Source organism: Pseudovibrio sp. WM33 (genome assembly GCF_001623165.1).
In the GTDB taxonomy this organism is placed as follows: domain Bacteria; phylum Pseudomonadota; class Alphaproteobacteria; order Rhizobiales; family Stappiaceae; genus Pseudovibrio.
In genome coordinates, this window is sequence record NZ_LMCK01000071.1 from 1 (window position 1) to 11,387 (window position 11,387).

Below are 11,387 nucleotides of genomic sequence, written 5' to 3' on the forward strand. Positions count from 1 at the left end.
TTCACCGCCCTCCCGCTCATAGCAAAGGGTTTGCGCCTTTAGAAAAAAGACACAAAAAATCCGCTAGTTGACGGGAGCGGTAGCCGCTTTTCAGAGGTTTCTACGCCTCACATATGAATGTGGAATGGAACGCCTCCACTGTCAACGAAAAGTTGCAGAAGAGGGCAAGGTGTTGCCGTGGGGATACGCTGATGACGCCCACCACCGTCATCCCGCACCTGATGCGGGATCTAGAGCCACACTCACTAACGCCAGCACGCATAACACTGGATACCGGATCTCCGCTCCGCTGGTCCGGCATGACGAGGAACGGATCTTATTTATGACTATTATGTGTTCTCTCGCGACTAGAAATGAAGTTGTGTAACTTCAATGCAAGTAGCCAAATTGAACATGCTGCTTGATGTTGTTGATGGAGATAGTAAAGTATCACTGTATATTAATAAAAGTTATTGAAAATCAAAATGAATAAAATTGAAAAAGCTGGCACAGGAAAGAAGCTTTCAAAAGCTGGTCTTCAAGCACTTGCCGGTGCTGTCCCGTTTGCAGGAGGGGCCTTGTCTGCGGTTGTGAGTGCGTGGTCAGATCATGAGCAAGAGCAGGTAAATCTGTTGTTGCAGCAATGGATTGAGATGCTTCGTGAGGAATTGAAGGAGAAAGAAAAGACGATAATAGAGATCATGGCGCGACTTGATTTGAATGATCAGAAAGTAAAAGATCGTGTAGAGTCTGATAAATATCAAGCGATTTTGAAAAAGGCTTTTCGAAATTGGTCCAGGATTGATTCAGAAGATAAGCGTCAAAAAGTCCGCAATATATTATCTCACTCAGCTTCAACAAAACTCGCATCAGATGATGTGGTCAAACTTTTCATAGATTGGTTTGAAAGTTATTCTGATTTTCATTTCGAAGTAATCGGTGAAATTTATAGAAAAGGTCCAATCGGGCGAGGAAGCATTTGGTCCAACTTGGGAAGGTCACCCGTGCGTGAAGATTCAGCGGAAGCTGACCTATATAAGCTCTTAATCAGGGACCTAAGCACTGGCGGTGTAATACGCCAACATCGAGAAACCGATTATTATGGCAACTTCATAAAACCCAAGCCTACTAGAGGGACAGGTAATCGAAGCAATACTATGAAATCTTCTTTTGATAATACTGAAGATTATGTCCTTACAGAGCTAGGCAAGCAGTTTGTTCATTATGCGATGACTGAGATTACAGCCCGAGTTGAATTTGATGATAGTGCGGTGGGATCTGATTAGCTTGACTTTGTAATTTGGACTCTGGATACCGGATCTTCGCTTCGCTCGTCCGGCATGACGGCGAGGGCGGGCATGGAGCTTAAAGCCGCCACCGCCGTCTTCCCGCACTTGATGCGGGATCCAGTAGGAAATCACCCCTGATAAAGGCCTAGCCAGATCATGCGATTGGCAATCTGCACGTACACTCTCAAACTACGGCATGCCCTATTACATCTACATCACCGCAAGTCAGAGAAACGGGACGCTCTACACGGGCGTCACCAATAATCTGGCACGCCGTATTCATGAACATCGGGAGAAGACGGCAACCTCGTTTTCTGCTCGCTATGGCGTTTCTCAGCTGGTTTATTACGAAGAATTTGAGCGTATTAGGGATGCAATCGCTCGTGAGAAAAAGCTGAAACGTTGGAGGCGGGCATGGAAACTGAAGCTAATTGAAACACTTAACCCATCATGGCGTGATCTGTATCGGGACTTAGGGTGACGGCTTTGCTAATCATTCTAGATCCCGCATCAAGTGCGGGATGACGGCGGTTAGAGGAGCATTGCGTGGATCATCTCACCCCCCACCCCTTGCATTCCCGCGCATTTACCTATATCTCCCGAGGCAACGCGCTTATTGGGCATATGCTTGAAGCGCCACCCCGCTGCCTGCAATATATTCAGCAAGGCAGCCTGCTCGAGTGGGATGTAACACGGGCACGCACCGTGGTCCGCAGCGTTTCTAGGTCGCTTTCAAAGCTCCTCTCAAACTCCATGGATCTCAATTTTAGCCAGTCTGGCCGCGTAGATGTATGTCTGCGGGGTATATGCTGGCGTTTAATCTATGAGCATCTTCCTGATCCCATATCAGGGGGCGTGCTCTGCACATCTTGGAAGTACGAGAGTGAAGAATTTTGACGAAGCTGGCCTCGCAGAGCCTATCCTGCGCGCCGTAAAAGAAGAGGGCTATGAAGCCCCAACCCCAATCCAGCGTGAAGTAATTCCGCACATGAAAGCGGGCGAGGACATCCTCGGCATCGCGCAAACAGGCACCGGCAAAACCGCAGCCTTCGTGCTGCCACTGCTGACCCGTCTGGCAGAAGACCGCAAAAAACCAGCGCCGCACACCTGCCGTGCGCTTATTCTTGCGCCAACCCGTGAGCTTGCCTCCCAGATCGCTGCTAGCGTGCGCACCTATGGCCAGTATATCGGCCCATCAACTGCCGTTATTTTTGGTGGTGTGAAACCCGGCCCACAGCTGCGCGCCCTGTCCAGAGGCCTGGACATTGTGATCGCCACTCCGGGCCGTCTGGAAGACCACATGAGCACCGGCGGCATCAAGCTGGACGCCACAACAACAGTTGTGCTGGACGAAGCCGACCAGATGCTGGACCTTGGCTTTGCGCCAGCCATCCGCCGTATTCTTGGCAAACTGCCAAAAGTGCGCCAGACAGTGCTGCTGTCCGCAACCATGCCACACCAGATCCGCAAGCTGGCCAAAGAGTTCCAGACCAACCCGCGTGAAATCTCCGTGGCGCCGGTCTCCCGTCCAATTGAGAAAATCGAGCAGTCCGTTCGCTTCCTCAATTCAAGCTCAAAGCGAGCTGCCCTACAGGAAATCCTGTCAGAAAAAGACATCGAACGCGCCATCGTCTTCACCCGCACCAAGCGCGGGGCAGACCGTGTCAGCGGTCATCTGGACAAAGCAGGCCTCAGCTCAGCCGCCATCCACGGCAACAAGAGCCAGCGCCAGCGCGAAAGATCGCTGGATGGCTTCAAAAACGGCTCCATCAAAATCCTCGTGGCAACAGACATCGCTGCCCGCGGTATTGATATTGATGGTGTCAGCCACGTGGTCAACTACGAGCTGCCAAATGTACCGGAAGCGTACGTTCACCGCATTGGCCGGACAGCCCGCGCAGGCAAAAGCGGTGTTGCCATCTCCCTGTGTGATGGAACCGAACAACCATACCTGCGCGACATTGAGCGCCTGATTGGCCGCAAAATCCCGTCTGGTGATGGCGATTGGGCGGACGGCGAAATGCCTGCGTACGACCCAGCAAACGAACAAACACAGCTGAAACGCCACAAACGCCCGCAAGGCAACCGTCGCCGCAGTGGCGGTGGTGGCGGCGGTGCAGGCCGCTCAACCGGTGGTGCTGGTCGTCCAGCTGGCGGTGCAGGCCGCAATGGTGCCGCACAAGGCAGCAAACCAGCAGGTGAGGCAGGCGCAAGACCAGCTGGTGCAAAGCCAAATGCAGGTCGTGGCCGCGGCGGTAAGCCAAATGCAAATGCGCGTCCGGCTCAAAAAAGCGGTCCAAACCGCAGCCAGAGCAACAGGCCACGCCGCGCAAAACCAGCAGCTGCACAGCGCTGATTTCATAAAAAACACCGGGGCTCACAAGCCCCGGTTTTGCTTTCAGGCCTCAGTGGTCTCTGCCGTCTCGTCCTCCGCCCGAGTACCAAAATTGGCAGGCGAGACGATCTCGATCAGCTCAAAATCCTCAGAATGCTCAATCTCGCGGTGGCGAATGCCCGCTGGCTGCACCACGCAGTCCCCCGGCTTCACCGTGCGGATGCCATGCCCCTCATACTCAAACCGCGCCCAGCCTTTCAGCACATAATAAAACTGAAAGGAGCAATCATGCACATGCCATTGCCCCGTCGCATTGTGCCCCTCACGCGCTTTAATCACATGCGCAACCACAGCCCCGTTGGTGGCATCAGCCACGCCAAGGTCGCGATATTCAAAATAACTGCGCAACCCCCGCGCCTCAAACTCCCCAGCCTCACCTTCGCTGTGGCTGAAACTCTGTTCCTCATCCATAAAAATCCCTCCCTCACTGAGAGCAGTAGGGACTGCGAGAGCAGGGAACGTCTAGTTACAGATAAAGATAACTGGCCGTCGTGAAGTAGACCAACACCCCAAGCACATCATTGCTGGTGGTGATGAAAACACCCGTCGCCGCTGCCGGATCAATGCCAATCTTGTCCAGCACCACAGGCACCGTCGCCCCCACCATGGCAGCCACCGTGGTGACGATGACCAGAGAGGACGCAGCCGTAAGCGCCAGCCACACGGGATCATGAATCTCAAACAGCACGGCCCCAATGCTGATGAGCACAGTCAGCACACTGCCTGCAATCACCCCGTTGGACAGCGCCCCGCAAAACTCCTTCCAAAGCCGAAACAGCGTACTGCCCGTCCAGATAGACCCCGTCGCAATGCCCTGCACCGCAACAGCAGACGCCTGAAGCCCGGAATTGCCCGCCATCGACATGATCACCGGAATAAACGCCGCCAAAATAGCCGCTTTCTCCAGCTCATCCTCAAAAGACCCAACCACCAACGCCGCAACAGCAGACCCAATCAACCCCGTCATCAACCAGGGCAACCGGCCTTTGATGATCCGGCGCACAGAATCCGAGGGCCGCGCTTCCGGCGAAACCCCGCCCATCAACATCAGGTCTTCCGAGAGCTCCTCACGCACAATCTGGTTCATCTGCTCAGTCGTAATCCGCCCAATCAGCTTCCCGTCAACGTCAATCACAGGCATAGAGGAAATCTGCCGCTTCGCCGCCTTGCGCAGCACATCCTCCTGATCCATCTCCGCAGACACCGCCAGCACATTGGCATCCATCACATCCCCGATGCGCACCTTCGGTTCCAGCGTTAAAAGCCGCGTTACATCCAGCCGCCCCACCAGCCGGTGCTTGGCATCCACCACAAACACCGTGCGAAACCGCCCTACCAGATCATACTGGCTCTTGATCGCGGCAATAGCCTTCCCCGCCGTATAATCCTCGTTGAACGCCACAAACTTCCGGCTCATCAACCGCCCGGCCGTATCTTCTCCATGCAAAATCCGCTCCTCAATCTCCGCCCGGGCATCCAGCTGCGGCACAATGATGTCGAGCAAGCTCTGCGGAAACTCATCCAGCGTATCCGCCAGATCATTCTCCTTCAGCGTATTGAGAATCTCCACCAGCCGCGTGGTCGTCCCGTCTTTCAGCAGTTCAGCCCGAAAATCCGGATAAAGCTCAGCAAGGATCTTGGTGGAAGGCCGAATAGGCAGCAGCGCAAACAGCTTACGTGCGTCCGGCAGGGGCAGGGCAGTCAACAGCTGCAGCAAATCCGTGGGCGACCACTTCTTCAGCTGCTTCACCAGCCAGCTGGTCTCATGCGCACGCAGCAAATGGCGCACCATCTTCAGCACCTGCTTGTTGTGCTCATGTGCGGTGGTGTCTGCCTTGCTGCTCCACTGAAGTGGCTTCTTGTTTTTTGCCATCCTCCGCACCTTTGTCTGGGTACGATTTTCTGCGTGTGCAGACCATGCCTCAGCGAAGTAAACCTCTCCCTAAGATCAAGCAAAACCAATGCTGTATTTCTATAGATAAAGTTTTCAAAGAATACCGCAGCCCACAATGAGAAAGCCTTTATGAAATCTAAGTTATGAGGGGCCTTGCACGGGCGGTTATATCAACGCCCAACAGCATAAAATGACGCACACCAGCGTCTACATATTGGAAAATCTCCGAGAAAGATGTGCCATGCTCAACCGGATCTCTCCAAAACTGTGCGTTCAGATTGTAGCTGCTTCGTTCCTTTCGCTTTTGGCAACCGGTTTTCTGATTAACTCCTCAATGGCTCAGGACAGCTACGCTCAGGCAGAACCCTACGAGGAACTGAGTGGAGCGGGATCCATGTATCCAGACGTCCTGTTCAATGAGACTCTGCGTCTCTTCAAAACATCAAACCCCGAGATCGAAGTGCGATATGACCCGATCGGCAGTGGAGCTGGGGTGCTGGCATTGCAGGCTGGCAAGGTCGATTTTGCTGTCTCCAGCGCTCCGCTGGAAGCGATCCTCGAGCAAGACCTCGATATTGATGCCGCCGATGAGCCTGTCGCCATAGAGGACAAACTGCTGGAGATCCCCATCACCGCAGGCATGCTCGGCATTCTTTACAATATTGAGGGTGTTGGCCACTTGAAGCTCACGCGCAACGCGCTCTCCGGTATTTTTGATGGCTCCATCCAATACTGGAACCACCGTGAAATCCGCATGGTGAACCCGGACCTGCGCTTGCCAAAGCTGAAAATCACCATTGTTGGCCGCAGCGACGCCAGCGGTGCAAACCTCGCCCTCTCCAAGCACCTGTACACCGCCGAAAATGCATGGTCCGGCAAATCTGCCAGCATCTGGCCACTGGAGACCTTCCCGAAAGATGCTGTCCTCGTGCCAAGTTCCTCTGAGGTCGTGACCAAGATCACCGAGAACAATGGCGCAATCGGCTACGCCCCCTCAGCCTTTGGCAGCACACTGGGGATCCCGATGGCTCTGGTCGAAAATCAAAAGGGCAACTTCGTAGCACCCTCACTCAATGCCGGAGAAGCAGCTATCGAGGAGGTCAGCAGAAGTGGTGATCCGCTCTCCATTGATGAGATTCACAACCCTGAAGCTCCCAGTGCTTACCCCATCATTTCATTCTTTTGGTTGGTGACAGAAGACGTCTACCCTGATGTGAGAACCGGCACTGCGGCGCGCCAGTTTGCTGAATTTGTCTTGAGCGGACAGGCAAGGGGAGCTGCAATTTCATCCGGCTATATCCCGCTTCCAGCCAACATGCGCGTAGATGCCAAGAAGCTGGCAGCGACCATTCACTGATGTAGGCGGATCAAACGACGATCCCACATGCAATCATTTCAAACAAAAAAAGCGGCGGAAATGATCCCGCCGTTTTTTGAATTTAGTATGAAGTTTGCTTATCTAGGCTCGCTACGCAAACCTTTGACGATTGCAAAACATGCACCAAGCAAGACAATCGCAAACGGGAAGCCGGTTGAAACCGTCATCGCCTGAAGGCTGGAAAGGCCACCGCCAAGCAGCAATGCAATCGCAACAAGGCCAACCAAAGACGCCCAGAAGATGCGCTGCTGAACCGGTGCGTTCACCTTACCACCAGCTGTAATGGTATCGATAACCAAAGAACCGGAGTCTGAAGACGTCACAAAGAATGTGATGATCAGAACGACACCCAGTACAGATGTGATTTCAGCAAGTGGCAGGTTGCTCAGCATCTCGAACAGCTGAATTTCAGTCGCCGCACCTGCAATTTTGCCAAGAGTAGAAGTTGCTTCCAGCTCAATCGCTGTGCCGCCAAAGGCTGTCATCCAGAGGGTGGTGACAACACTTGGAATAACCAGCACGCAAATCATGAATTCACGAACGGAGCGGCCACGGCTGATGCGAGCGATAAACATGCCCACAAACGGTGCCCAGGAGAACCACCAAGCCCAGTAGAAAGTTGTCCAACCCTGACGGAAGTTATCGTCAACACGGCCAACTGGGTTGGAAAGTGCTGGCAGATATTCCAGATAAGCTTCCAGATTCCAGAACAGCTTCTGTAGGATGTCCAATGTTGGACCAGCCAACAGAACAAAACCAAGCAGCAAAGCAGCGGTGATCACGTTGAAGGTGGAAAGGTGTTTGATGCCTTTATCCAGCCCCATAACAACGGAACAAAGTGCAATAGCAGAGATCGCGATGATCAAAATGACCTTGGTTGTTGTCGTGATTTCAAGACCAAACAAATGGTTCAAACCAGCATTGGCCTGTTCTGCACCAATACCCAGAGAGGTTGCCAGACCAAACAAGGTGGCAAACACAGCCAGAATATCAATCACGTGACCCGGCCAACCCCAAACGCGCTCACCCAGAATTGGATAAAAGATAGAGCGGACAGTCAGCGGCAGGCCTTTGTTATAGGCAAACAGAGCCAGACCAAGAGCAATCACAGCGTAAGTTGCCCATGGGTGCAGGGCCCAATGGAAGATGGTGGAGGCCATGGCAAGGCGCTCTGCTTCCGCACCACTCAGCGCTTCACCGCCCAATGGTGCCCAGCTGCTACCAGAAGTGATGGAAGAGAAATGGCCAAGTGGCTCAGCCACGCCGTAAAAGACAAGGCCGATGCCCATGCCTGCAGCAAACAACATGGAGAACCATTCGCTGTAGCTGTAATCTGGTTTTGCATCTCTGCCGCCGATGCGAACCTTTCCCAGTGGAGACACAATCAGGAAGAGGCAAAGCAACACAAAGATATTGCCGGCAATTAGGAAAAACCAGTCAAAACTAGAAGTGAGCCAAACACGTAGATCACCAAAGACCGGACCAATAGCGTCTTTATAGAGCAGAGTAATTGCAACAAAAATTGCAATCGCAATACTGGAAATAGTGAAAACGATATTGTGGACGTCAAACGCAACACCAGCGATTCGCGGTGTAATATTGTCTTGTCCTACTTCATAATCAGTATCAATAAGATTGGACGGCCCTTCGGGGGCCGGAATAAGATCTGCGCAGGTTTGATCAGTCATACTGGTCCTGTTTATTGGCAGATATCCACGCATGCAGCCCGAGTGCGCACGTCACGTGGATTTAGCAGCTCAACCAAGAGCCATGATCCGCTTGTTAGCCATCTGCCGCGAAAGCTCATGGGCGAGCCTATACGATCACTGCCAGAAATGGGTTCCACGCACAAAGGGCGGAAGCTGGCAACGCGGTTGCCTCCATGGCGGAGGCACAGATGGATAGCGATGCCATACAGCGAAAGTGATCTGGCTTAGCAAGAAGCCGTCGCTGACAGTGATTGGTTAGGCACCACTTGGTGTGCGCGAAACCTACAAATTTAAATGCATTACACACAAGAGTAAAAATACTTAGTCTTGGGGATAGCTTTTGCCGATTTGCCTGATCCTGCAAAAGCAATATCAAAGAGGCCAAAAAACCTGTCTCACATCTCTAAGCTTGTGATCTTCATATTCTATTTTCGGGCCTCATACTGCTCGAATACGCCAGTTTCAGAGAATACCAATCTCTTCCATGCTGTATTGACTGTGCAAAGATGAAGATATTTCAGGCCTAATAAGGTGCGTGAGTAGGGCTGCTCTCTTATTGATGGCTTTCTCATAGCAAACCTTAGTGTGAGACGTGAGGTTCGGACGCAGCGCAGAAAATACCATTCAAAGTAAGAGCAGCTCAGTTTCGGCTCCGTGGGAAGTCGATCCGATACGCATTGGAGACATGTTGCATTCGGCCTTAGGGCGAGAGGTGCAATCGAGGTGTAAGGTGGCGATGATGTTTGAGGCGAGAGCGTGAAGTTGCCATCTATGACCTGAAGGGCGAGCTGTGGTTAGAACTCAGTTTCATGCCTGACTCAGATGCTCGCTCAGACTTTGAAACAGATTTGTGGCACGCTCTGGAGTTCCACAGTCAAACGGCGGTTCTTTGTTCTACTGATGAAAGAAAAGGAGATCGGGTTTGCGTTCGAACATAAACCCAATGCTGATCTTGGAAGCGACGATCAGAGGGATAAGCTGCTTCTAAATGGTGTCGACCAAACTATGAGGGTAAAGCCTATATATAAAGTCACATTGCTCTGGATTGTGAAGTGAAAACCCAGTTCCTCAAAACTGGGTTTTTTTGGCTCGATCTTAATAAGTTAAGATAGCGCCCATTTAGCAACGATGTCTTCAGCACCTTTCAAAAGATCCGCATCGTAAGAGCGTGTTGTGACCGCAATGTTCTCTTTCACCTGCCATTCCTGATAGGCTCCGGTAATAATGGGCCCGACCGCATCCTGCGCCATCAACCACCCCATAGCCAGATGGGCCAGAGGCATACCGGCTTTTTCAGCGTAAGCTTTCAACTCGTCAGCACAGCCGAGATACTTCTCCAGTAGCGGAGAATTCAGTTTCGGGTTATTGGCGCGATCATCATTTTGGTCAAAGTTACCGCTTGCTTTGAAGGTTCCTGCCAGCAATCCCTGCATCAATGGGCTATAAGGCAAGTACTTGAGGTCATGCTCCTCGCAAAGCGGAATGATCTCATCACGACTACGGTAGCTCAGCGGTATATTATGATAATGCGTGGCATTCGGCTCCAGAAGGTTATAAAGCCCCTGATAAGTGGCCAGCTCACAATGTTGCATCAGCTCTTTAGTCATCTTCAATGAGAAGTTGGAGACGCCAAGATGTCGAACCTTCCCACTCTCCACAACAGCGCGCAAACCTTCGGCGGTCTCTTCAATAGGTGTATGGGGATCAGGCCAATGACACTGCAGCACATCAATATACTCTGTCTGTAAGCGCTCGAGTGATTGATCCACCTCCTCTATAATGGAAGTCTTGGTAAGATTGTTTTTGACAGCTCTTTCCGGGTTGTTCCAAACCAGCCCGCACTTGGTGGCAATATACAGTTGGTCACGTTCAAAGGTCTTGAGGGCCTCACCCAAAAGCGTTTCTGCATGCCCCAGCCCGTAAACCGGCGCGACATCAAAGAAATTGATGCCCAGCTCAACGGCTTTTAGCATGGTTCGGATTGGGGTTTGATCCTCGGTGTCATTCCAGGTGCCACCCACAGCCCAGCAGCCAAACCCCAGCGCAGACGCATTCATATCTTTCAAAGCTCTGAAAATCAGCGTTATTTCCGCTATTAAAACTCCCAGGAAGGAGGGGATCACACAAAAATAAACTGCGCAATGCGCCATAACCGCCTTTCCAAATCTGAAGCTGATGATCAAAAGCCATTTGCAGCGGGGATAGTTTTTGGGTTTGGGGGGATAAGATTTGATAGAAGTAGGATAAGTCCTGCCTATCAGTTGGCCGGAGCGCGGGGTGCTGATGATGCCAGCTATAGCCCTACGCTTTTCCAAACGCATTGTTCCATTGTCGTGAGTGCACATAAGAACGCACAAAAACGCTGTTTCGCGCAAAATCACGCAAACGAACGCAATGACGGTGTTTCTCACTAGGCGTCTGCTCACTGCCCAGTCGGGATTGCTGTGAGTTCAGGGTGTAGCAGCATAAACCACGACCACCATGCCCCCTCATTCACTATTCAGTTTTCAAAGAACGCGGATTGCTCCGAAGATTGCTTGCAGGCGTTTCGAGAGAATGCAGCCTGATTTGATCGCGGTCTATTCCTGTAATGTTCTCCCTGAAACTCTGGTGGCTGGGAGTTAGAGCAGGAAAGTGGCTGGTGGTATTAAGGGGAAATGAGGCGCCTCAACGCTCCCGTAAGGTGAGCTTAATTGGATGGAATTGTCCCCCACAGGTCTGGTGTGGAATTGAAACGGCGTGT

General features: G+C 52.1%; 8 protein-coding genes. 4 read left to right on the forward strand and 4 right to left on the reverse strand.

Annotated elements, in window-relative coordinates; all coding sequences use genetic code 11:
- Positions 1–464 precede the first annotated feature (464 nt).
- From PsWM33_RS12200 to PsWM33_RS12210, 3 genes are all read left to right on the forward strand, one after another.
- Positions 465–1,265 carry a hypothetical protein gene (locus PsWM33_RS12200; protein WP_063300417.1) on the forward strand — a complete coding sequence of 267 codons (801 nt, stop codon included), beginning with the start codon at positions 465–467 and terminating at the stop codon, positions 1,263–1,265.
- A gap of 199 nt (positions 1,266–1,464) precedes the next feature.
- Entirely contained in the window at positions 1,465–1,749 is a 285-nt protein-coding gene (locus PsWM33_RS12205; RefSeq protein WP_063300418.1) for a GIY-YIG nuclease family protein, read from the forward strand.
- Between the two features lie 402 nt (positions 1,750–2,151).
- Positions 2,152–3,624, forward strand: coding sequence for a DEAD/DEAH box helicase (locus PsWM33_RS12210; RefSeq protein ID WP_063300419.1), 1,473 nt, complete (start codon positions 2,152–2,154; stop codon positions 3,622–3,624).
- Positions 3,625–3,666: 42 nt separating this feature from the next.
- On the opposite strand, the gene PsWM33_RS12215 is transcribed toward PsWM33_RS12210, so the two are convergent.
- Together PsWM33_RS12215 and mgtE are read right to left on the reverse strand one after the other, a co-directional pair.
- Positions 3,667–4,074, reverse strand: coding sequence for a cupin domain-containing protein (locus tag PsWM33_RS12215; RefSeq protein WP_063300420.1), 408 nt, complete (start codon positions 4,072–4,074; stop codon positions 3,667–3,669).
- A 55-nt stretch (positions 4,075–4,129) separates the two neighbouring features.
- On the reverse strand, positions 4,130–5,536 hold the full coding sequence (gene mgtE, locus PsWM33_RS12220) for a magnesium transporter (protein ID WP_063300421.1): 1,407 nt from the start codon (positions 5,534–5,536) through the stop codon (positions 4,130–4,132).
- A gap of 262 nt (positions 5,537–5,798) precedes the next feature.
- Between mgtE and PsWM33_RS12225 the strand changes: the two genes are divergently transcribed.
- A complete protein-coding gene (locus PsWM33_RS12225; protein ID WP_063300422.1) occupies positions 5,799–6,914 on the forward strand; it encodes an extracellular solute-binding protein in 1,116 nt (371 codons plus the stop codon).
- 98 nt (positions 6,915–7,012) lie between these two features.
- On the opposite strand, the gene PsWM33_RS12230 is transcribed toward PsWM33_RS12225, so the two are convergent.
- Both PsWM33_RS12230 and PsWM33_RS12240 read right to left on the reverse strand, forming a co-directional pair.
- A complete protein-coding gene (locus tag PsWM33_RS12230) occupies positions 7,013–8,623 on the reverse strand; it encodes a BCCT family transporter (protein WP_063300423.1) in 1,611 nt (536 codons plus the stop codon).
- 1,124 nt (positions 8,624–9,747) lie between these two features.
- Entirely contained in the window at positions 9,748–10,701 is a 954-nt protein-coding gene (locus PsWM33_RS12240) for an aldo/keto reductase (RefSeq protein WP_208994539.1), read from the reverse strand.
- Positions 10,702–11,387: the final 686 nt, after the last annotated feature.